At 66.5% G+C, this 22,817-nt stretch carries 17 protein-coding genes and 1 tRNA gene; 6 read left to right on the top strand and 12 right to left on the bottom strand.

Translation table 11 applies throughout. From position 1 onward, the window contains the following. Positions 1-239 precede the first annotated feature (239 nt). The 3 genes from ACIPRS_RS01705 to ACIPRS_RS01715 form a co-directional block, all read right to left on the bottom strand. Positions 240-3,008, bottom strand: a complete 2,769-nt coding sequence (locus tag ACIPRS_RS01705; protein WP_446537305.1) for a TonB-dependent receptor — start codon at positions 3,006-3,008, stop codon at positions 240-242. 318 nt (positions 3,009-3,326) lie between these two features. Next, complete coding sequence (locus ACIPRS_RS01710) at positions 3,327-4,253, bottom strand: alpha/beta hydrolase (protein ID WP_446537306.1); 927 nt, start codon at positions 4,251-4,253, stop codon at positions 3,327-3,329. A gap of 17 nt (positions 4,254-4,270) precedes the next feature. Continuing rightward, positions 4,271-5,887 (bottom strand): alpha-glucosidase family protein, encoded by a 1,617-nt coding sequence (locus tag ACIPRS_RS01715; protein WP_337730057.1) that lies wholly within the window; start codon positions 5,885-5,887, stop codon positions 4,271-4,273. A 374-nt stretch (positions 5,888-6,261) separates the two neighbouring features. On the opposite strand from ACIPRS_RS01715, the gene ACIPRS_RS01720 reads away from it, so the two are divergent. Together ACIPRS_RS01720 and ACIPRS_RS01725 are read left to right on the top strand one after the other, a co-directional pair. Then, a complete protein-coding gene (locus ACIPRS_RS01720) occupies positions 6,262-7,647 on the top strand; it encodes an MFS transporter (protein ID WP_446537307.1) in 1,386 nt (461 codons plus the stop codon). Then, positions 7,647-9,323 (top strand): alpha-amylase family glycosyl hydrolase, encoded by a 1,677-nt coding sequence (locus tag ACIPRS_RS01725; protein ID WP_446537308.1) that lies wholly within the window; start codon positions 7,647-7,649, stop codon positions 9,321-9,323. Before ACIPRS_RS01720 ends, ACIPRS_RS01725 begins: the two co-directional genes overlap by 1 nt. Before the next feature lie 167 nt (positions 9,324-9,490). On the opposite strand, the gene ACIPRS_RS01730 is transcribed toward ACIPRS_RS01725, so the two are convergent. From ACIPRS_RS01730 to ACIPRS_RS01745, 4 genes are all read right to left on the bottom strand, one after another. Beyond that, the gene (locus ACIPRS_RS01730; RefSeq protein ID WP_337730858.1) at positions 9,491-10,525 is read right to left on the bottom strand and encodes a LacI family DNA-binding transcriptional regulator; all 1,035 of its coding nucleotides are present in this window, start codon (positions 10,523-10,525) and stop codon (positions 9,491-9,493) included. 194 nt (positions 10,526-10,719) lie between these two features. Continuing rightward, complete coding sequence (locus ACIPRS_RS01735; protein ID WP_446537309.1) at positions 10,720-11,202, bottom strand: OsmC family protein; 483 nt, start codon at positions 11,200-11,202, stop codon at positions 10,720-10,722. Between the two features lie 40 nt (positions 11,203-11,242). Further along, positions 11,243-11,764 (bottom strand): rhodanese family protein, encoded by a 522-nt coding sequence (locus ACIPRS_RS01740; protein WP_337730061.1) that lies wholly within the window; start codon positions 11,762-11,764, stop codon positions 11,243-11,245. A gap of 10 nt (positions 11,765-11,774) precedes the next feature. Beyond that, on the bottom strand, positions 11,775-12,086 hold the full coding sequence (locus ACIPRS_RS01745) for an ArsR/SmtB family transcription factor (protein ID WP_446537310.1): 312 nt from the start codon (positions 12,084-12,086) through the stop codon (positions 11,775-11,777). Between the two features lie 76 nt (positions 12,087-12,162). Between ACIPRS_RS01745 and ACIPRS_RS01750 the strand changes: the two genes are divergently transcribed. Then, positions 12,163-13,023, top strand: a complete 861-nt coding sequence (locus ACIPRS_RS01750) for an MBL fold metallo-hydrolase (protein WP_446537311.1) — start codon at positions 12,163-12,165, stop codon at positions 13,021-13,023. Positions 13,024-13,029: 6 nt separating this feature from the next. Here ACIPRS_RS01750 and ACIPRS_RS01755 read toward each other — a convergent pair whose 3' ends face one another. From ACIPRS_RS01755 to thrA, 5 genes are all read right to left on the bottom strand, one after another. Next, positions 13,030-13,767 carry a murein L,D-transpeptidase catalytic domain family protein gene (locus ACIPRS_RS01755; RefSeq protein ID WP_446537312.1) on the bottom strand — a complete coding sequence of 246 codons (738 nt, stop codon included), beginning with the start codon at positions 13,765-13,767 and terminating at the stop codon, positions 13,030-13,032. Between the two features lie 55 nt (positions 13,768-13,822). Then, complete coding sequence (locus tag ACIPRS_RS01760; RefSeq protein WP_446537313.1) at positions 13,823-14,863, bottom strand: L,D-transpeptidase; 1,041 nt, start codon at positions 14,861-14,863, stop codon at positions 13,823-13,825. Between the two features lie 168 nt (positions 14,864-15,031). After that, positions 15,032-16,321, bottom strand: coding sequence for a threonine synthase (gene thrC, locus ACIPRS_RS01765; RefSeq protein WP_446537314.1), 1,290 nt, complete (start codon positions 16,319-16,321; stop codon positions 15,032-15,034). A gap of 61 nt (positions 16,322-16,382) precedes the next feature. Further along, positions 16,383-17,312, bottom strand: coding sequence for a homoserine kinase (locus ACIPRS_RS01770; protein ID WP_446537315.1), 930 nt, complete (start codon positions 17,310-17,312; stop codon positions 16,383-16,385). A gap of 37 nt (positions 17,313-17,349) precedes the next feature. After that, on the bottom strand, positions 17,350-19,842 hold the full coding sequence (gene thrA / locus ACIPRS_RS01775) for a bifunctional aspartate kinase/homoserine dehydrogenase I (protein WP_446537316.1): 2,493 nt from the start codon (positions 19,840-19,842) through the stop codon (positions 17,350-17,352). Positions 19,843-20,362: 520 nt separating this feature from the next. Here thrA and ACIPRS_RS01780 point away from each other — a divergent pair. From ACIPRS_RS01780 to ACIPRS_RS01790, 3 genes are all read left to right on the top strand, one after another. Then, positions 20,363-20,439: transfer RNA gene (locus ACIPRS_RS01780), tRNA-Arg, on the top strand. Positions 20,440-20,695: 256 nt separating this feature from the next. Next, positions 20,696-22,228 carry an L-piperidine-6-carboxylate dehydrogenase gene (amaB, locus tag ACIPRS_RS01785; RefSeq protein ID WP_337730069.1) on the top strand — a complete coding sequence of 511 codons (1,533 nt, stop codon included), beginning with the start codon at positions 20,696-20,698 and terminating at the stop codon, positions 22,226-22,228. 310 nt (positions 22,229-22,538) lie between these two features. Further along, the gene (locus tag ACIPRS_RS01790) at positions 22,539-22,817 is read left to right on the top strand and encodes a DUF4190 domain-containing protein (RefSeq protein WP_337730070.1); all 279 of its coding nucleotides are present in this window, start codon (positions 22,539-22,541) and stop codon (positions 22,815-22,817) included.

The following is a 22,817-nucleotide window of genomic DNA, read 5'->3' on the forward strand; positions in this document are numbered from 1 at the left end:
CCTCCTCGCTGGGTATTGGGTCATTTCATTCTTTCCGCCGCGTTCCTCTCCGGTCAGCCAAGACACAGTGAAGCCGTTACCCAGCCCAGAATCAGCTAGCCAGCCAATCGTCGTACCGCTGGAAAAATAGAAATCCTAGTAGCCCTCTAAATCAGGAACATAGTCCGTCTCGGACCCTCTCAAAGAAAAAGCCCGCCGGCACGGGGCCGACGGGCTGGGAGAGCAAAGTATCGCGTGGATCAGAACTTGTAGCTGACGCCCAGCAGGTAGCTGCGGCCCCACTCGACGTATTCCAGCGGACGGTCCTTGGTGCCGGCGTAGGTCTGGTAGGCCTCGTCGGTCAGGTTGCTGGCCTGGAACAGCACGCTCAGGCCGCTGAGCGCATGCCCGTCCGGGAACGAGTAGCTGACCTGCGCGTCGGTGATGTTCTCGCCGACCACGTAGCGCAGCGTGCGGTTGCCGTTGAAGTTGCCGATCTCACCGATGAAGTCCGAACGCCGACGCTGGTTGATGCGCGCCTCGAAGCCGTTCTTCTCGAAGTACACCGTCAGGTTGTAGACCCGCTTGGACAGGCCCGGCAGATCGATATCGCCTGCACCCACGCTGGACGCACTCTCCGGATCGCGGATCTGGATGTTGCTGTCGTTGAACGTGGCACTGGCCACCGCACCGAAGCCCTCCAGCGCATCGCTGAACATGTCGAACGGCAGCGACGCCGACAGCTCCAGGCCCTGCAGCGTGCCACCCTCGCCGTTCACCGGCCGCGAGTAACTGCCCGTCGGGTTGACACCGACGCCCGGGAAGTTCGGGTGCGGCGGGATGTCGGACGTGTAAGCGGACAGGTCGTAGAACGGATCGGTCTGCGTGTAGATGTAGGTCTGCAGATCCTTGTAGAAATACGCCGCGGCCACGTACGCCTTGGTGCCGAAGTACTTCTCGTACGACACGTCGAACGCATACGCCCGCCACGGATCCAGCATCGGATTGCCGCCGCTGGCGAAGCTGTTGCGCAGGCCGGTGCCGTTGTTCTGGTCCGGACCGTCGGACGCCGTCACTTCCAGCGAGGCGCGCAGCTGGTCCACGCGCGGGCGCGCCACCTGCTTGGCCAGCGCGACACGCAGGGTCTGGTCGTTATCGAAACCGAACGCCAGGTTCATGCTCGGCAGCACGTCGGTGAAGGTCTTGCCCATGTGGATGGGCTGCGGATTGCTGCCGCCACTGAGCCTGATCGCGTCGGAAGCCTGATCGACGTGCTGGACCTGCACGCCGGCATTGCCGCGCACGCTGACGCCGCCCCACTCGGTGTCGATGTTGCCGCGGATGTAAGCGGAGCTGGTCTTCTCCCTGACATCCCACGACTTCGCGACGAGATACGGAGCGATCGCGTTCGGGCTGAAGATCATGTAGCGGGCAACTGCTTCCGGAACGTTCCAGGAGGGGATATAGCCGATACCGGCGAAGCCGAGGTCGACCGGACGGTACTGCAGGTCCGACGCAATGGTCGTGTCGCCCTGCGGGCCGCGGTCGATGTTGCCTTCGGGCTGACGCTTGTTCTTCTCGCGGTCGGCATAGTTCAGACCGACATCGATGTCCGTGAAGAAGGCTGGCGCGGGAAATGAGGCCGCCAGCTTCGCCGTCCGAAGCTCGTCGACCACCTTGGGAGCCTTGCCGTAACCAGATCCGTAAATCGTGTTGGTCAGGTAAAGCGAATTCGGATCGGAGTAGTCGCGGCCCGGATTGATCTGCGAGAAGCCGTTGTTGCGGATCTGCAGCTGCAGGGTGTCGAACTGCGGGAACGGCAGCATCTGCGTATTGTTCTCGAGATTGAGTTCGTCGCGCTTGGCACGCGACCAGCCTACGTCGGCGATGATGCGCACCTGGCCCGTCGTGAACTCGTTGTTCCATCCAAAGGCATTGATCTCGTCTTCGCGACGGTTGTACATGCCGCGCACCAGCGGATACACGTTGCCGACCGTGCCCCCGGTAAAGGTGTTATTGCCGTTGATGCTCGGATTGGTGACGATCAGTCGGATCTTGTTCGGATCATTCGTGCCGTTGTAGTCGCCGATATGGACTTCGAACTGATTGGCTGTATCGACCTGCTCGGCTTCCGAATGGAACAGGTCCAGCGTGCTCGTCCACGCATTCGACGGACGGAACTGCACCGTGGCCATCACGCCATCACGTTTGGTTTCGCCGGTACGGCGCAGCGCCTTGATGCCGTCGGAATAGAACGTGCCGGCCGGCACGCCCGGGCGCCAGTTGTCGCCGATGGCCTGCCACGGCTCATACAGGCCCACCTGGTTTTCCTGGATCGGCGTGGTGGTGTGCGAATACCCGATCGAGAAGCCGAACGTGCGCGCTTCATTCTGGGTGATGTAGCTGGCATTGATGCGCTCGCCGTAGGCGGACGCATCGGCCGCCGCGCCGAGCGAATTGCGCTGGCCGCGCACGCCGACGGTGCCTACCGGCGCATCGAAGCTCAACGGGCGCACGGTCTGCATGTCGATGGTGCCCGACAGGCCCTGGCCGATGAGGCCGGCATCGGGCGTCTTGTACACCGTCACGCCACCGACCAGCTCGGACGGATACTGGTCGAACTCGACGCTGCGGTTGTCACCGGTGCTGACCATCTCGCGGCCGTTGAGCAGCGTGGTGGAGAAGTCGGGCGACAGGCCGCGCACGCTGATCACCTGCGCGCGACCCGCGACGCGTTGCGCGGCCAAGCCGGGCAGACGGCCGATGGATTCGCCGATGCTGACATCCGGCAGCTTGCCGATGTCTTCGGCGGATACCGCCTCGACGATGGAGGTGGAATCGCGCTTGACCGAAATGGCGCTCTCGATGCCGCGGCGGATGCCCGTCACCACCACGGTGTCCAGTTCGGTGGCCTCGGCTTGCTGGTTCTGTTCTGCGGCGGTTTCGGCGGTCTGGGCCTGTACGCCCGTCGCGGTGAGCGCGATGGCGGACGCCAACGCCGCGCTCAGCAGGTTGCGCTTGAGTTGCATGTTCCCCTCTCCAAGGACGTTGTATGCGATGAACCGGGTGCGTCGCACGATGCGATCGCCCGGGTCTGCCACGCCAGGGGCAGGTGCCCCGAAACGTGCGGCAATGGTAGTGGCGCACGCAGCTGCACAATCCGCGCTGCATACGTATTCATGCATATTCCACGCCGTGATGTAACACGCGTTCCGCGCGCACGGTCGACCGCGCACATGCACGATGCAAGGCATCGCCGCAGTCGTTCAGGCAACAGGTCTCCGCATGCGCAACGCGGTCATGGGGGTGCGCGTGAAAGGCGCGAGGGACGTGGATGTCCGCTGCTGTCAGGGCCGCAGCAGGAAACCCAGCGGCACTTCGATGCGGTCGCGCCAGGCGGCCTCGTTGTGGGTGGCGCCCAGGTAACGGTGGCTCAGCAGATCCGTGCCGGGACGATACCCACGCGCCCGCATCACACTGTCGACACGCTGCTGGTAGGGCTCGTACATCGCGTCGATGGCTTCGGTGCCATAGTCGAAGTAGAAGCGGTTGCCGCCGGGCGCAGGCAGGTGCTGCGCCAGATAGCCTTCGACGATGCCACCGGCGATCGGCCAGTGCGTGGATACGCACCCTGCCCCGCCGAACACCCGCGGGTACTCCAGCACCGCATACGCGGAAATCAGACCGCCCATGCTGGACCCCATCACGAACGTGTCCGCCGGGCCGGTGAGCGTGCGGTACTGCGCATCGATGAACGGCTTCAGCTCGGTGACGAGGAAGGCGAGATAGTCGTCGGCGATGATCTCGGCCGTCGGAAACGGCGGATCGCCTGGCGTGGGAATGAACGTCTCGCCGTGGATGGCCTTGCGCGGCATGTATTCCTGCAGGCGCTTGGGCGTGTTCCACACGGCGACAACGATGGCCGCGCGCGCATGTCCGTTGGCGATCAGGCGCGTCATCGCCTCGTCCACGCCCCAGTCCACGCGGGTGTAGGACGTCGACGGGTCGAATACGTTCTGGCCATCGTGCATGTAGAGCACGGGATAGCGTGCGCCGTCCGCTTCCGTGTAGCCCGGTGGCAACCAGACGTCCACGTTCCTCGCCGCGACATGGCGGGAAGGGAACTGCGCGTGACGCAGCAGCGTGCCGGTGACACCCTCGCCCGTCACCGCCTGCGCGGCGGCGATGGAGGCTGCGCGCTCCTGCGCCTGCGCGATGAACGACGCGGCCAGCAGCAACAGCGCAATCCCGATCCTGCCCAGGCATATGCCCATCGTCGCGTCCCGTTGATTCAGTCGATGAGGGCGTAGTACACGCCGCGGGGAGGGAGCATGAGCCCGCCATCCTGCAGGGTGCCGGACGGCAGGCCGTGGCTGTCCACCGCACGCGGCACGATGCCCCCCGGCAATGCCCACGAGGCCTCCTGCGACGACAGGTTGAACACCACCAGCATCGCCGCGCCCCCGGTCTCGCGCACGAAGGCAAGCACCGGCTCGGGGGCATCCAGGAAGCGGATGCTGCCCACCCGCAATGCAGGCTGGCTGCGTCGCCACGCGAGGAAGCGCCGCACCTGGTTGAGGATGGAGCCGGCATCGGCTTCCTGCGCGGCGACATTGATCGCACGGTGTTCCGCCGGGATCGGCAACCACGGATTGCCGTGGCTGAAGCCGGCCTGCTCGCCACCGTTCCACGGCATGGGCGTACGGCAGCCATCGCGGCCCTTGAAGTTCGGCCAGAACGTCTTGCCGTAGGGATCCTGCAATGCTTCGTAGGGCACATCAGCTTCGGGGAGCCCGAGTTCTTCGCCCTGGTACAGGCAGACCGAGCCGCGCAACGAACACACCAGGGCGACCAGCTGCGCCGCCAGGGCCGGCGACGCATCGCCGTTGCCCCAGCGCGTGACCGCACGCTGGACGTCGTGGTTGGAGACCGCCCAGCAGGGCCAGCCTTCCACCATCGCGGCTTCCAGCCGCTCGACCGTGTCGCGGATGTAGGCGGCGCTGCCGTCATCGGTCAGCAGTTCGAAGCTGTAGCCCATGTGCAGGCGCTGGTCGCTGACGTACTCGGCGGTGGTGGCCAGCGAGTCCTCCGACGAGATTTCACCCAGCGCGGCCGCGTCCGGATAGCGGTCCAGCAGACCGCGCAAACGCTCCAGGAACGGGATGTTCTCCGGCTGCGTGTTGTTGAAATAGTGGTACTGGTACGCGTACGGATTGTCGGGGCTGAAGCCGCGCCCCACCCGCTTTTCCTTCGGCTTGGGTGGGTTGTCGCGCAGTTGCGCATCGTGGAAGCAGAAGTTGATCGCGTCCAGCCGCAGGCCGTCCACGCCCTTGTCGAGCCAGAACTGCACATTGTCCAGCGTGGCCTGCTGCACCGCCGGGTTGTGGAAGTTCAGGTCGGGCTGGCTGGCGAGGAAGTTGTGCAGGTAGTACTGCTCGCGGCGCGGCTCCCAGCGCCAGGCCACGCCACCGAACAGCGACATCCAGTTGTTGGGCGGTGTGCCGTCTTCCTTCGGATCGGCCCACACGTACCAGTCGGCCTTGGGGTTGGTGCGGTTCTCGCGGCTCTCCTTGAACCACGCATGGTCCACCGAACAGTGGCTCAGCACCTGGTCGATCATCACCTTGACGCCCAGTGAGTGCGCCTTGGCGAGCAGGCGGTCGAAATCGGCCAGCGTGCCGAACAGCGGATCCACGTCGCGGTAATCGGCAATGTCGTAGCCGAAGTCCGCCATCGGCGACTTGAAGAACGGCGAGATCCAGATCGCGTCCACGCCCAGGCCGGCGATGTAGTCGAGCTTCTCGACGATGCCCGGCAGGTCGCCCACGCCATCCCCGTTGGTGTCCAGGAAGCTGCGGGGGTAGATCTGGTAGATCACCGCGCCACGCCACCAGTTGTTCTTCGTCATCGATGCACCCGTCCGCAATGCGCGGCACACCCCTCCGGTGCGCTCGGCGGGCGCCACTATTCCACGAGCCACCGGCATGTGTGAGCGGAGGTCGTCATGGGTGTGCATGAATACGTATGCAGATGACATGACGCGTGCGCCATGCAGTGCGCGCGTCCGATCACCGGCGAAGGTCGCATGCTGCCCTGAAAGCCATGTGGCACAAGGACTTTTGCGTTGGGCACGCGCGAAAGAGCGGAGCAGACGTTCGGTGTCGCGCATGCGCGCATTGTTTGCGGTGCAGCATGGAATCGTCCGCGCTTGCCTGCAAGATGCCGCCACGCCCGCCACCACGCGTGCCCACTTCCGACCGCATCGCACTGCCAGGGACCCCGATGACCGCCAAGCCCCGCCTGTCCTTCTGGCAGATATGGAACATGTCGTTCGGCTTCCTGGGCATCCAGTTCGGTTTCGCGCTGCAAGGCGGCTTCATGTCGCGGATCTTCCAGACCCTGGGCGCGGAGAAGGACGCGTTGCCGCTGCTGTGGATCGCCGCGCCGCTCACGGGCCTGCTGGTGCAGCCGGTCATCGGCTATTTCAGCGACCGCACCTGGCATCCCCGACTGGGACGGCGGCGCCCCTACTTCCTCGCGGGCGCGATCCTCAGTTCGATCGCGCTGGTCTTCATGCCGCACTCGCCCACGTTGTGGATCGCGGCCGGGCTGTTGTGGGTCTTGGATGCGAGCATCAACATCAGCATGGAACCCTTCCGTGCGCTCGTGGCCGACAAGCTGCCGGAGAGCCAGCGCTCCTACGGTTTCGTGCTGCAGACCCTGATCATCGGCATCGGCACGTGGGTCGCCAGCAACCTGCCGTGGTTCATCACGCAACTCGGGGTGTCCAACGAAGCGGGCCCGGGCGTGGTGCCCCCGTCGGTGAAGATCGCCTTCGCGATCGGCGCCTTCGTCTTCATGGCCAGCATCCTGGTCACCATCCTGACCACGCGCGAGTATCCGCCGGACGATCTGGAGCGCTTCCACGCCGACAAACGTGCGCAGGGCAACGTGGCCAGCGAGATCGCCCGGCATGTCGCGCACATGCCGGCGCAGATGCGGCGCCTGGGCATGGTGCAGTTCTTCAGTTGGCTGGCGTTCTTCGCGATGTGGAGCATGGCCACGCCGGGCCTGACGGAACATATCTTCAACGCGCCGGCACCGGATCCGGCGGCATTCGACATGGCGGTGCCTGCACAGGCAGCGGCCTTCCAGTCGGCCAATGCGGCGTTCCAGGATGCTGCCGACCTCGTGGGCTCGTACATGGGCTACTACGGCCTGTCGTCGATGCTGGTGGCGCTGCTGCTCAGCTTCTATGCCGCCCGCTTCCCGCTCAATCGCAAGGCCGTGCATGCGGGCTCGCTGGTCCTCGGCGGCGTAGGCTTCCTGTCGATGTGGTGGGTGCCGCACCCGGCCTGGCTGATCGCCTCGTTCGCGCTGGTGGGCGTGGCGTGGGCCAGTATCCTGTCGATGCCGTACGCGCTGCTGTCCAGCCATGTACCGGCGGAGAAGATGGGCATCTGCATGGGCATCTTCAACATGTTCATCGTGGTCCCGCAGATCGTCGCGGCCACGCTGCTGGGCCCGGCGCTGCGCGCATTCTTCGCCAATGAAGCGATCTTCGCGCTGGTCATCAGCGGCGTCAGCCTGCTGCTGGCCGCCCTGGCCCTGGCCCGCGTGCACGAAACGCCGGACGCCGCCGCCCCCATTTCCTCGCAGGCCCACTGATGAAGTACACCCACCGTTCGCTCGCTGCCGCACTGGCGGTCCTGCTGTACGCGCCATGCACCGTGCTGGCCGCCGACGAGTTCTACGGCACCACCGAGCCCTTCGCGAAGGAAGCCGTGTACTTCGTGCTGACCGACCGCTTCGTCAACGGTGATCCGTCGAACGACCATCGCGACCAGGGCGGCAAGAACCCGACCTTCGATCGCGCCACCCCCGGTGCGCCCGAAGGCCAGACCGACAACGTCGGTTACCTGGGCGGCGACTTCAAGGGCGTACTCGACAACGCCGGCTACATCCGCGATCTCGGCTTCACCTCGGTGTGGATCACGCCGATCATCGACAACCCGGACGAAGCCTTCACCGGTGGCGAGGAGGTGAAATGGGCCGGCATGTTCACCGACCGCGGCAAGACCGGCTACCACGGCTACTGGGGCATCAACTTCTACAGGCTGGACGAGCACCTGCCCAGCGAAGGACTGGATTTCGCCGGCTTCACGAAGGCGATGAAGGAGCAGAAGCTCGACGTGGTACTCGACATCGTCGGCAATCACGGCTCGCCCGCGTATTCGATGCCGAAGATGCAGCCGCAGTACGGCAAGATCTGGGACAAGGACGGCAAGCTGATCGCCGACCACCAGAACCTCGACCCGGACAGACTGGACCCGCGCCGCAAACCGATGCACGCGTTCTACAACACCGGCGGCGGACTGGCGCAGCTCTCGGACTTCAACGAGAACAATCCGGCGGTGATGGAGTACCTGGTCGGCGCCTACGAGCAGTGGATCGACCAGGGCGCGGCCGCGTTCCGCGTGGACACCATCGCCTGGATGCCGCACGCGTTCTGGAAGGAATTCGCCGACCGCATGCGTGCGAAGAAGCCGGGCTTCTTCATGTTCGGCGAGAACTTCAACTACGACGCCGCCAGCATCGCCGGCCACACCTGGGCCCGCAATGGCAGCTACAGCGTGCTGGATTTCCCGCTGAAGGGAAAACTGGCCGAAACCTTCGAGAAGCCGGGCACCAGCTACGAGGAGATCGGCAAGGCGCTGTACCTGGAAGACGGCCCGTACGCGAACCCGTACGACCTGATGACCTTCTACGACAACCACGACATGGCGCGCATGAACGCCACGGACGCGGGGTTCATCGATGCCCACAACTGGTTGTTCACCGCGCGCGGCATCCCGGTGATCTACTACGGGTCGGAAACCGGCTTCGAACGTGGGCGCGCGGAACATGCCGGCAATCGCAACTACTTCGGCCAGGACCGCATCGACGCTGCGCCGCAGAGCCCGATCTTCGCCCCCTTGAAGCGCATCGCCCAACTGCGCCGCGACACACCCGCACTGCAACGTGGCCTCCAGCTCAACGTGCGCATGAAGGGAGACCAGGCGATCTTCTACCGCGTGCTGCAGCACGAAGGCATCAATCAGACTGCGCTGGTGCTGCTGAACAAGGCGGATGCACCGGCGAAGCTGTCGGTATCCGACCACCTGCAGGCCGGCACCTGGCGCGATGCGTTCACCGGCAAGACCCAACGCGTGCGCAACCGCCTGCAAGCGGAGGTGCCTGCGCACGGCGTGCGCGTGTTCCTGCTGGACGCGCCGATCACGCGCGCCGATACGCGCGCACGCCTGGCCGAGCTGATGGCACGCAAAGCGCCCAAGGCGGATTGAAGGCGGCGCCTTCTGTACTGTAGGAGCGACGTAAGTCGCGACCGCAGACCACGCATGCCATGAACGCGTGTTGGCGTATTCGCAACGGAATTCCGTCCAGGACATCGAGCGCCAAAGCGGGCTGATGGCATCCGGTCGCGACTTACGTCGCTCCTACAACGGTGCCCTCACTTTGCCGCCGTCGACCCGCGCAGCGCCAGCCTGACCGGGATGGTCTGGCTCTCCGCCGGTTCTCCGTTGATCAGGGCCAGCAGGGTTTCCACCAGCAGGGCGCCGGCGCGTTTGGTGTCCTGCTGCACCGTGGACAGGCCGGGGTTGACGAAGCTGGCCAGCGGAATGTCATCGAAACCCGCCACGGCGACGTCCTCCGGCACGCGCAGGCCGCGTTCGAGCAAGGCCTTCATCGCGCCCGCCGCGATCAGGTCGCTGGCTGCGAAGATCGCATCGAAAGGCACGCCACGCGCGAGCAGTTCGCAGGCGGCTTCATGGCCGGACTGCTCGGTGGTGATGGCATCCACCTGCAGGGCGGTGTCCGCTTCCACGCCTGCGGATTCCAGGGCCTGCCGGTGCCCGAGGTAGCGCTCGAAGAACTCCGGATAGTGGTTCGATGCATGTCCGAGGAACGCGATGCGCTGCCGCCCCTGCGCAATCAGGTGGGCGGTGATGTCGTGCCCGCCCTGGGTGTTGTCGCAGCCGATCGACACACCCGGCGTATCCGGCTGCACGGCGCCCCAGCGCACGAAATGGGTGCCCTGCTCCACCAGCCGCTCCAGCCGGCCGCGTGACTCCAGGTAGTCTCCGTAACCGAGCAGGATGATGCCGTCGGCCTTCTTGCTGTCTTCGTAATCGGCCTGCCAGTCGTTGGACAGCTGCTGGAACGAGATCAGCAGGTCGTAACCGCGCAGCGCGCAGGCACGGGTGATGCTGCCCAGCATGGACAGGAAGAACGGGTTGATGGACGACTCATCCGGGGTGGGGTCTTCGAAGAACAGCAGCGCCAGGGTGCCGGAATGCTGGCGACGCAGGTTGGAGGCGTTCTTGTCGACCTTGTAGTTCAGTTGCTCGGCGATGGCCAGGATGCGCTTGCGTGTCTCCTCGTTGACCATCGGGCTGCCGCGCAGCGCGCGCGACACGGTGGGCTGGGACACGCCGGCCAGGTGGGCGATGTCCAGCGATGTGGCTTTCCCCTTGATGGGCGCGATCACGGACGGCTTCGGATACGGACTGCGGAGGACCGGATCATGCCACGCCCGACGGCCGGGGGCGATCCGGGAGCGCGAGGCGTGCGCGGCCGTTCCCCTCCCTTGCGGGAGCGACGCAAGTCGCGAACGGGCAGCGGTAACGCTTCATCGCGACTTGCGTCGCTCCCACAAGGGCAGCCCGCCCCACCCGCAACTCAGGACTCGCCGTGGTCCGCCCGCGCGGTGCCATGCAGCTGGACGCCGTCGGCGTCGGTGACGCTGACGGAGACATCGATGCCGTGACGCACGCTTTCGGTCACCACGCAGAAGTTCTCGAACTGGGCCAGGATGCGTTCGAGCGACGCATGCGCCGTGCCGGCTTCCGCAAGCCGGATGTCGGCATGGATGTGTCCCACGCGCAGCCGCCCCTGTTCGTTGCGAACCAGTTCGGCCGTCGCATGCGTCACCAGCTTGCCTGGTGAATTCTTGAACTTGCGCAGCGCGAACAGCAGGCTGGCCGACAGGCAGTTGGCCACGGCCGACACCAGTAGCCGTGTCGGGTTCGGACCCTCTCCCTTGCCCAGCGGCTCGGGTTCATCGGTCATCAGCTCGGCGATGGTGGTGTCGTCGAAGCGGATGCGGAAGGCGTAGTCGTCTTCCTGCTCGAGGGTGATGCTGACCGTCTGGGATTCGCTCATGGGAGACTCCGTTGGAAAGGGGAATGGTCGATGGCCCGGATCATGCAGTCGCGCGGCGATTCCAGGGCATCCATGCCAGCACGCGTGCCATGCCGCAGAATCCGCTGACACCCGCGAACACCAGCCCTGCCCCCACGAATCCGGACAGCAGCAGCCAGTACGGCGATGCCAACACAGAAAGCAGAACGCCCGCCAGCACCAGCGCCCCGGCCGCGATCTGCACCTGGCGCATCAGTTCGATCGGCTGGGTGCGATCCGCGCGCACGGGCAGGCCTGCCTGCTTCCACGCTTCCAGCCCGCCCTCCAGCAGGAAGGCATCGCCTCCGGCGGCCGCTGCGAGTCGTACCGCATTGGCCTGTGTGCGCGCACCGGAGCGGCAGTGGAACACGACCGCTGCGGCCGTGCCCTTCTGCAAGGGTATGCCCGTGCGCGAGACCGGCCAGAGGATGGCGCCGGGAATATGTTCGCGCGCGTGTTCGTCGGGATTGCGGATATCCACCAGCACGGCACCCATGGCACGCATCTCGTGCGCTTGCTGCGGGGAAATCGAAGGAATCGTCATCGTGTTGCCCTCAGGGACAGTAGAGATCTTTCAGCACCGTGATCAGGCGCACCAGGCGCGGATCGGCGATGCGGTAGTACACCGTCTGCGCTTCGCGCCGGCTCTCCACCAGCCCGTCGTCGCGCAGCCGCGCCAGGTGTTGCGAAAGCGCCGACGGGCTGAGCCCGACCTCCTGCGCCAGCGCGCCCGCACTGCACTCGCCCCGCGCGACCAGCGTGCACAGGACCAGCAAGCGGCCGTCGTGGCCCAGCGCACGCATCAGCGCGGCGGCTTCTGCGGCGCTGGCACGCATCTGGTCCAGTTCACGTTGTCTGAAAGGCATCGGGCACGCTTTACTTTAGTGTTCTCTTAATTTAGTCTAGTCTAAATTAAAAAAACAACCCCTCCCGGGAGGACACATGCAGATTCCCGTCACGCACGCCCAGTTCGATGAAGCCACCAACACCGTCAGCTACGTGGTGTGGGACCCCGCCACCCGGCAGGCGGCCATCATCGACCCGGTGCTGGACTACGACCACCGTTCGGGCCACGCCTCGCACCGTTCCGCCGACGCCCTGCTCGCCTTTGTTGCGGAACAGGGATTGACGGTTGCGTGGATCCTGGAGACGCATGCGCATGCCGACCACCTCAGTGCGGCGCCCTGGCTGAAAGAGAAGACCGGGGCACCGATCGGCATCGGCGAACACATCCGCGATGTGCAGCGCACGTTCGCGCCCGTGTTCGGGCTGGACGATGTCAGCGGCGACGGGCGGGAGTTCGACCGGTTGTTCCGCGATGGCGAGACGTTCGCGCTCGGCGGGCTGGAGGTCCGCGTCATGCATACCCCCGGCCATACGCCGGCCTGCGTGTCCTATCGGATCGGCGACGCGGTGTTTGTCGGTGACACGCTGTTCATGCCCGACTACGGGACCGCGCGCGCCGACTTTCCCGGCGGCGATGCCCGCACCCTGTACCGTTCCATCCACGCACTGCTGTCGCTGCCGGACGACACGCGCCTGTTCCTCTGCCACGACTACAAGGCACCGGGTCGCGACCACTACGCGTGGGAAACCACCGTCGCCGACGAGAAGGCACGCAACGTGCACATCGGCGGCGGCGTGACCGAAGAGGATTACGTGAAGATGCGCGAAGCGCGCGACGCAACGCTGGCGGCACCTGTGTTGCTGCTGCCATCGCTGCAGGTCAACATCCGGGCCGGACAATTGCCCGAGCCCGAAGCGAGCGGGCGGCGTTACCTGAAGATCCCGCTGGATATCTGAGGCGCGTCAGCCGCCCGCGCCCGCCGGGGCGGGATGCGCGGCCACGCCCTGGCCGCAGTCCGCGCCCAGCAGGCGCGACTGCTTCAGCCAGGCGGGATCCGGGTAGTACGCGAACACGAACGAGCCGCCGCGGATGCTGTCGATCAACGGCCGCGCCACTGCCGCACGCACGGCCGGACAGCCGAGGCTGCGTCCCAGGCGCCCCTGCGCGCGGATCAGGGCATCGCTGACATAGGGTGCGCCATGGATGACGATGGCGCGTTCGCGCGCGTTGTCGTTGAAGCCGGGCTCCAGCCCCTGCAGCCGCAGCGAGTAGCCGTTGGCACCGCTGTAGGACTCCTGGGTGACGAACGAGCCGAGGCTCGACATGTAGCTGCCGTTGGCGTTGGAGAACCGGGTGGCCAGGTTCTCGCCGGTATTGCGCCCATGCGCCACCCACTCCTCGAACAGCAGGCGCTGGCGCTCGAGATCGAACACCCACATGCGCGGCTGGGTGGAGGGACGCGAATAGTCGATCACGCTGAGCCGGTGCGCGGGGACAGGTTCACCGCGCCGGATCGAACACGTCATCGCCCGGGCTGCCATCGAGAGCACCTTCCGGTCGAGCGCCGGCGCGGCGCGGTGCAGCGCGTCGACCAGGTGTTCGGCAGACCCCGGCGACGGTGGCCCGGCGGTGGCCGTGCCCGCCAGCGAGAGACCCGGCACGACAATGCAGCAGGACAGAAGGCGACGGAACGGGGTCATGACGGACATCCGGCGGGGGAAGAAAACGCCGGCATCCCGATTCCGTCCGCAAGGCTCAGCGTACGACCGGTGTGGGGCCGGCTTCATCGGATTCCAAGACCGGCACCGTCCCCTGTTCGGCTGGCGTTGCGCGCACGCCCGGCAGGTCCGACAGCAACACCGTCGTGCCCGGCGTCAGGATGCCGTACAGCCGGCGTGCGAAAGCCTGGGGAATCCAGAACGCATCGCCCAACGAGCGCAGCGGCGGCATCGGCGCACCTTCTTCGCCGAGCACGCGATGGGCGACCCAGCGGTACTCCTTCTGCTCGGGATCCAGCAGGCTGGGAATGTCTTCCTTCTCCGTGGTCATCACCAGCAGGACCGTGCCGTTGAGGGCGAAATCGGCCACCTTCTGCAACGGCGCCGCACCGATCAGCACGCCGTTGCGCAGCACGGACACGCGCTGATCGTGCAGGCTGACCAGGATGCTGACAGGGCCTTCCGGCGATGCCGCTTCGTTCCAGTAGACCTCGTAGGCCGACAGTTCCGGATGCGCCGCCTCGCCACCCGAGGTGACCGGTGCAAGCACCGCCGGGTGCACCACGCTGGCCGGCGATGCCTTCGCGTTCGCCACCACCACCGAGTCGCCGAAGTGCGTGATGCCGAACAGCTTCTCGGCGAAGGCCTGCGGCAAGCGCACGCACCCATGCGAAGCGGGATAGCCGGGCAGATGGCCTCCGTGCAGCGCGATGCCGTCCCACGTCAGCCGCTGCATGTAAGGCATCGGTGCGTTGTTGTAGAGGTTGGAACGGTGGTCCTTGTTCTTCTGCAGGATGGTGAACACGCCGGTCGGCGTGTCCTTGCCCGCCTTGCCCGAACTGATCGTCGACACCCCGATGGCGATGCCGTTGCGATACACGTAGGCACGCTGTTCGTCCAGGCTGACGACCAGCACCACGGGGCCCTCGGGCGCGATCTGCGGATACCAGAGGAACTCGCCCGGCTTCAGCGCGCGGACATCGGGCGGCGAGACGGCGGATTGCGCGCGCGCCGTGGGGAGAACGGCACCAACGAGCAGCGCGACCCACAGGAAAGCGGGCAGGAAGTATCGTGTCATCGGATGAGCTTAGCGCAGGACGGTGCACCCTCGTGCGATGTTCGCGACGCCCTTCGGCGGGCAGGTGACCTGAGCGACGCGACCTCGGGTTGTAGGGACGACGCAATTCGCGAACGACCAGGCGGCGATACGTCGCGAATCACATCGCTCCCACAACGGCGATCTGGACTACTGCAGCAGGCGCTTGCGCAAGGCGCCGTAGTCAGCGGAGATCGGATCGGCATGCGCCGGGCGCGCCAGCAGCTCGGCCAGCGCCGGTGGCACGTCGACGGTCCGCCCGATCAGCGGCTCCACCACGCTCTCGAACTTGGCCGGATGCGCCGTGGCCGCTACCGCCCAGTCGCCGGCCTCGCCCTGCGCGCGCAGATCCTCCAGCACCTTGATCGCCGTGGCGGTGTGCGGGCAATGCACCTCACCGTGGTCGCGGTAGCGCCGCGCGATCACTTCGCGGATGGTGGCGTCGTCGACATGGGCCGCCGTGAAGGCGGCGCGCAATGCAGCATCGTCGTCGCCGAACAGCCAGCGCAACCGCTCGAAGTTGCTGGGCGCGCCCACGTCCATCGCGTTGGCCAGGGTCGCAATGCTTGAGGCCGGCGCGTAGTCGCCGCCGCCGAAGAAATCCGGCAGCACGCGATTGGCGTTGGTCGCCAATGCAATGCGCCCCAGCGGCACGCCCAGCGCACGCGCCAGGATCGCGGCCAGGGCATTGCCCAGGTTGCCGGTGGGAATCACGAAGTTCAGTACCCGCCCGGTCGCCGCACGATGCGTCAACGCCGCATGCGCGTAGTAGCTCATCTGCGGCAGCAGGCGCCCCAGGCTGATGCTGTTGGCGGAACTGAGCGGCGCTTGCGCCTGCAGCTCGGCATCGTTGAGGGCGCGCTTCACCAGGGCCTGGCAGTCGTCGAACGAACCGGCCACCCGCAGCGCCGTGATGTTGTCGCCGAAGCATCCCAACTGGTGCGCCTGCCGTGGCGACACCCGACCATCGGGATACAGCACCACCACGCGCAACCCGGGCTGGCGATGGAAGGCAGCGGCCACCGCCGCGCCGGTATCGCCCGAGGTGGCCACCAGGATGGTCAGCGGCTTGGCTTCATGCCGGCGCAGGCGTGCCATCGCGGCGGCTAGGAAGCGTGCACCGAAATCCTTGAACGCCGCCGTGGGCCCGTGGAACAGCTCCAGCACGTAATCGTCCGGCGTTCCGAGCGAGACCAGTGGCGCGGGGAAATCGAATGCCTCCCGGCAGATCGCCGGCAATTCAGCCGCCAGCGCATCGCCTTGGAAGAAGGGCGCGAGCAGGGCGGCGGCCGTATCCGCGACATCGCTTCCCGGCGACAGGTCGCGAGGTGGCGGCAGCGCTTCTGGCACGTACAGCCCGCCATCGGGCGCCAACCCGGCGGCGATGGCCTGGCTGAGCGTGGCAACGGGCGCGGCGTGTCGAGTGGAAATGAAGTTCATCTGGAAGGTGACCTGTAGGGGAGCCGCCCTGCCAGGCGGCTCGACCGGAAATGGAGAAGGCTCAGTGCGCGGACAGCAGTTCGGCACCGGTCGCGTTGATCGGCGACACCCAGGCCTGGCTGTCGAAGCCGGCCGCTGCGAACGCCGCCTGCACGAGAGACACTGCCGCTTCCGCCTCGCCACGCGACTCGAACCACGCGAACACGCTGGGACCGGCGCCTGAAATGCTGGCGCCCATCGCACCGGCTTCCAGCGCGGCGCTTTTCGCCGCGTCGAAGCCGACGATCAGCGGTGCACGGCGGGGTTCGACCAGCACGTCGCGCAACCCTGCACGCACGAGCGCTGCATCGCCTGCATGGCAACCCGCGAGCACCAGCGCCAGGTTCGCGCTCTGCGCCACGAAGTCCTTCAGCTCGTAGCTTCCCTGCAGGGCAGCGCGCGCGCGCCGGGTTTCCAGGATGGCGTCCGGATGCACCAGCACGCTGTGCCAATGCTCCGGCACGGGAACGCGTACCAGGTGTTCGGATGTCGACAGCACCAGGCCGCCCAGCAGCATCGGACCGAGGTTGTCGCCGTGCCTGCCGCCGCTGGCCACCGCCTCGCCTACCAGCGCATGCGGATACAGCTGCTCCCGGCTCAGCGGCGTTTCCAGCAGGGCATTGGCTGCCACCAGTGCCGCGACGCAGGAGGCTGCAGAGCCGCCCATGCCCGAGCCGAGCGGAATGCCCTTCTCGATCTCCACCTCGAAGCCGAACGGCAGCGCCAGCGCCTCGCGCAGCGAGATGAGCGCCGCGCCCGCGGTATTCCCCGGCGCATCCAGCGGCAGGTCCACGGTCGCGCCACGGATGGCGGCGATACGCACCTCCGGCGCATCGATGCGGCGCACGCCCACCGTATCGCCGACCCCTTCGATCACGTGACCGAGGATGTCGAACCCGACGCCCACGTTGCCCACCGACGCCGGCGAAAACGCACTTGCCTGCTCCCTCATGCCCACGGCTCTCCTGCTTGCATCCTCGAATCCGGCATCACAGCTTCGCCCCCTGCCCGGCCGCCACCCGCAACACGTCGGCGAACACGCCGGCCGCCGTCACTTCCGGACCTGCACCCGGGCCCTGCACGATCAGCGGATTGTCGCAGTAACGGCGCGTGGTGAACTGCACGATATTGTCGGTCAGGCGCAGATTGCCGAACGCATGCGCAGCAGGCAGTTCCACCAGGCCCACGCTGGCACGGCCTTCCGCATCCAGTTTGGCCACGTAGCGCAGCACGTTGCCCGCAGCCCTCGCCTTCGCGAGCTGCGCGTCGAAACCGGCATCCACTTCGCCCAGCCGTGCCATGAAGTCATCGACGCTGGCCTGCCGCAGCGATGCCGGCACCAGGCTTTCCACCTGCACGTCTTCCAGCGCCAGCTCGCGCCCCGCTTCACGCGCCAGGATCACCAGCTTGCGCGCCACGTCGGTGCCGGACAGGTCATCGCGCGGATCGGGTTCGGTATAGCCCAGGCCACGCGCTTCCGTGACCAGTTGCGAGAACGGCACGCTGCCGTCGTACTTGTTGAACAGCCAGGCCAGGGTGCCGGAGAAGATGCCCTCCACCGACACCACCGCGTCGCCGGTGTCCAGCAGGTCACGCAGGGTGGAGATCACCGGCAGGCCGGCGCCCACCGTGGCCTCGTAGCGGAAACGTGCGCCGCTGGCGGACGCCGCTTCGCGGATCGCGTGGTAGCGCGGCAGCGGGCCGGCGCCAGCCTGCTTGTTCGGCGTGACCACGTGGATGCCGGCCGCCAACCACTCGGCATACCGGTCCGCGACCAACGGGCTGGCACTGCAATCCACGATCACCGCATGCGGCATGTGCGCCGACAGCAGGTGCTGGGTGAAGCGATCCAGGTCGGCCGGTTGCGGGCTTGCTTCGAAGCGTGCGCGCCAGTCGGCGCCGATGCTGCGCTCGCCCAGCAGCATGCGCTTGCTGGAGGCGATGGCGCGCAGGCGCAGGTCGAGGTTGGCCTTGCCCAGCAGTTGCGGCTGTGCGGCGCGCAGTTGCTCGATCAGCGTGGCGCCCACGTTGCCCGGCCCGATCACGCCCACGGCGAACGTCTGCGGCGACAGCCAGAAACCCGCGTGCGCGGCACGCAGCGCCTTGGTGGCGTCCGCACTGTCGATGGCGACCGAGATGTTGCGTTCGGACGAGCCCTGCGCGATCGCCAGGATGTTGACGCGTGCGCGGCCCAGCGATTCGAACAGGCGCGCGGCCACGCCCGGCTGCCCGGCCATGCCGTCGCCGACGGCGGCCAGCACGCTGACGCCTTCCGTCAATTGCACGCGCTGTACCTGGCCCACCGTGAGCTCGTGTGCGAAGGCGGTGAGCAGCGCGGACTGCGCACGCGCCGCCTCGGCGCGGCGCACCACGCAGCAGATCGAATGTTCCGACGATCCCTGCGAGATCATCACCACCGACACGCGCGCATCGCGCAGGGCGGCGAACACCCGCTCCGCCGTGCCGGGCACGCCAATCAGGCCGGTGCCTTCCAGATTCAGTACCGCCAGGTCGGGGCTCAGCGTCAGTCCCTTCACGGGTCCGCTGACATCGCGCTCGGCGGTGATGCGGGTGCCGGGGTGCTCCGGATGGAAGGTGTTGCGGATGATGATGGGCAGACCGCGTTCCATCGCCGGCGACATGGTCTGCGGATGCACGACCTTGGCACCGAAGTAGGCCAGTTCGCAGGCTTCGTCGTAACTCAGCGTGTCCAGCTGCACCGCTTCCGGTACCACGCGCGGGTCGGCCGACAGCACGCCGTCCACGTCGGTCCAGATGTGCAGCTCGGCCGCGTCGTACAGCGCGGCGAAGATCGCGCCGGAGTAGTCGCTGCCATTGCGGCCGAGCGTGGTGATGCGGTCGTTGCGGTCGCGGGCGACGAAGCCGGTGGCGACCACGCGCTGTTGCGGATGGACCTTCCGCCATTCCGCCAGGCGCTGCGCGCTGATCGCCCAGTCGACGTCGACGCCCAGGTCGCTGCGATCCACCACCAGCACGTCGCGGGCGTCGAGTACCGAACAATCCTCGCCCAGCGTGCGCAGGTAGTCGCCCAGCAGGCGCGCGGACAGCACTTCGCCCAGGCCCTGCACGCGATCCAGCACTTCGCGCGGGAGTTCGCCGATCACCCCGAGCGCCGCCAGGATCTGCGCGAGCTGGTCGAAGCGTTCCTCCACCCAGTCCAGCGTGCCGCCGGCGCTCTCACCGAGCAGCGCCACGGCCGCGCCCCGATGCCGCGCACGCAGCTCGTGCCAGCGCTCGCGCCATTCCTCCTGCCCGCGCGACGCGAGTTCGGCCAGTTCGATCAACGCGTCGGTCACGCCCTTCATCGCCGAGACCACAGTGATCTGGAGGTCTTCTTCGCGCGCCAGCAGCAGTTGCGCCACGTGGCGGTAACGTTCGGCATCGGCAACGGACGTGCCGCCGAACTTGTGGACGACGACGCGCGGTTTGGATTGTTCGACTTCGGCGGTGCGGGACGACATGGGTCAGGAACCTCGGGTAGGAGGCCCGGCACGCATCAGGAATCGGGGTTGCCCTGCATCCTGATCCGGGTGCGGGGCCGTGGTCTGCGAATTACGCGAACACAACCAACCGCACCCGACGAGTCAGGGTGGTAATGGTGGTGGTAATGCCGGTACGCCCGGCACAGGCACGCGACGGCGCCGGCTGCGTGGCCGGTGTCGGATTCGTCGTGTGGAGTGCATGGAAGCGCATGCCGGAAGAAAAGCACGGCACCCCGGGGGGCTGTCAAGCGCTGCGTCGCAACAAAGCCAATGATTTCAGTTGGATGCAACTGAAACCAATGCGGCCCCGGGATGTCTTCCGCTGCGCGTGGAGCATCCGCGCATGCATCCGCCATGTCGCGCGACGGACATGCATGCGGCCCGGCCGATCCGCATTGCATGCCGGATTCGCGTGTGGCTTGCGTGCCCTTGCAGCGCGGTCGCGCGGCCGGCGAGCGCGTTCAACCCGTCATCCGTTCGTGCGAGAATCGCCGCCGATGGCCCCGTAGCTCAGCTGGATAGAGCGGTCCCCTCCTAAGGGACAGGTCGTGCGTTCGAATCGCGCCGGGGTCACCATCTTCCATCGCACGCCGTCGCACCAGCCCCACTCCCGCCCCCTCGGCGAATCGCCGAATGCCATCATCCGGAGTCGGCGAACCGAACAAACCCCGGCAGCGGATCAACGGCCGCGCACGCAAGCGGTTGTCGCGCAAGAACCTCTGGAAAAACACGGAGTTACGCGAAGCCGGCACACGTCGCTCTGATAGAATCATGCCCCCTGCGACGCCGCGGTTTCCGCTGGCGTCCTCCGCATTCGATCCCTGGAGCTTCCATGCCTGCTGACCTTCTCAAGGCCCTTGGCCTCGCCAACACCAACTCGGGTACCTACCTCGGCAGCGGCGAATGGTCCACGACCACCGATGCCGGCCTGCTGCAGTCGATCAACCCGACCACCAACGAAGTGATCGCCGAAGTCCACGCCAGCAGCCAGGCCGATTACGAGAAGATCGTCGAACGTGCCCAGGCCGCCTTCAAGGTGTGGCGCACCACCCCCGCGCCGCGCCGCGGCGAAGCCGTGCGCCTGTGCGGCGACGCGCTGCGCCGGCACAAGGACGCGCTGGGTTCGCTGGTCGCGCTGGAAATGGGCAAAAGCAAGCCCGAGGGCGATGGCGAAGTGCAGGAGATGATCGACATCGCCGACTTCGCCGTGGGCCAGAGCCGCATGCTGTACGGCTACACCATGCACTCCGAGCGTCCCGGCCACCGCATGTACGAGCAGTACCAGCCGCTGGGCCTGGTCGGCATCATCAGCGCGTTCAACTTCCCGGTCGCGGTGTGGGCGTGGAATTCGTTCCTGGCCGCGATCTGCGGCGACATCTGCATCTGGAAGCCGTCCAACAAGACACCGCTCACCGCGATCGCCAGCATGAAGATCTGCAACGACGCGCTGAAGGCCGGCGGCTTCCCGGATATCTTCTTCCTGATCAACGACGCCGGCGTCGAGCTGGCGCAGCAGTTCGTCGACGACAAGCGTATTCCGCTGATCAGCTTCACCGGCTCCACCCAGGTCGGCCGCACCGTCGGCGAGCGCGTCGCGCGCCGCATGGGCCGCAGCCTGCTGGAACTGGGCGGCAACAACGCGATCATCCTGGACGAAACCGCCGACCTGAAGCTGGCCGTGCCGGGCATCGTGTTCGGCGCTGTCGGCACCGCCGGCCAGCGCTGCACCACCACGCGCCGCCTGATCGTGCACGAATCCATCTACGACACCGTGCTGTCCACGCTGATCAAGGCGTACAAGCAGGTGGAAGGCAAGATCGGCGATCCGCTGGACCCGGCCAACCTGATGGGCCCGTTGAACAGCCAGGCCGCCGTGCAGCAGTTCCTGGCCTCCATCGAGAAAGCCAAGGCCAGTGGCGGCACCGTCGAAACCGGCGGCACCGCCATCGACCGCCCGGGCAACTTCGTGTTGCCGGCCATCGTCACCGGCCTGAAGAATTCCGATGAAGTCGTGCAGCACGAGACCTTCGCGCCGATCCTGTACGTGATGAAGTACAAGACGCTGGACGAAGCCATCGACATGCAGAACGCCGTGCCGCAGGGCCTGTCGTCGTCGATCTTCACGCAGAACCTCAAGGCGGCCGAGCAGTTCCTGTCGGCGGCCGGCAGCGATTGCGGCATCGCCAACGTCAACATCGGCACCAGCGGCGCGGAGATCGGCGGCGCGTTCGGCGGCGAGAAGGAAACCGGCGGCGGTCGCGAATCCGGCTCGGATGCGTGGAAGGTCTACATGCGCCGCCAGACCAACACCATCAACTACTCCGACTCGCTGCCGCTGGCGCAGGGCATCAAGTTCGACCTGTAAGGAATGCCGGAACAACTGGCCCCCTTCCTGGTGAACCTGTCGATCCACACTCTCTGCGGTGGGTCGACGGATCAGGACCGTGCTGCTTCGCCGTGAGACGCATGGTTCGACAAGCCCATCTCGAACGGCCGTGAAGGCACGGCGCCTGTCTTGATGGATCTGTCCGGGCTTTCCCACGCCAGAGCCGGGCTGGCATGCCCTGAACGGGCCAGCATCTGGGATAATCGCGCCACTCCATCGGGTGGCGCGATTTTTTTGTGCGCCCGATCCTGCGCCATCGCACCTCCCTGACCCCTGCACGGAGATCCTGATGAACCAAGCCCGCACCACCAGCAGCCTCGCCATCGCCAGCCTCGTGTCCGGCATCCTCGGCTGGACCCTGTTGCCCTTCATCGGCACGCTCGTCGCCATCGTCACCGGACACATGGCGCGCGCGGAGATCCGCCGCAGCCAGGGCCAGCTTGACGGCGACGGCATGGCCATCGGTGGTCTGGTGCTCGGCTGGGTATCGGCCCTGTTGTGGGTGGTCGGCATCGCGGTGATCTTCCTGTTCCTGGGCGGCATGGCCTGGCTGGTGACGCTGAACTGA

The sequence above is a fragment of the Pseudoxanthomonas sp. LARHCG66 genome, from assembly GCF_052871755.1.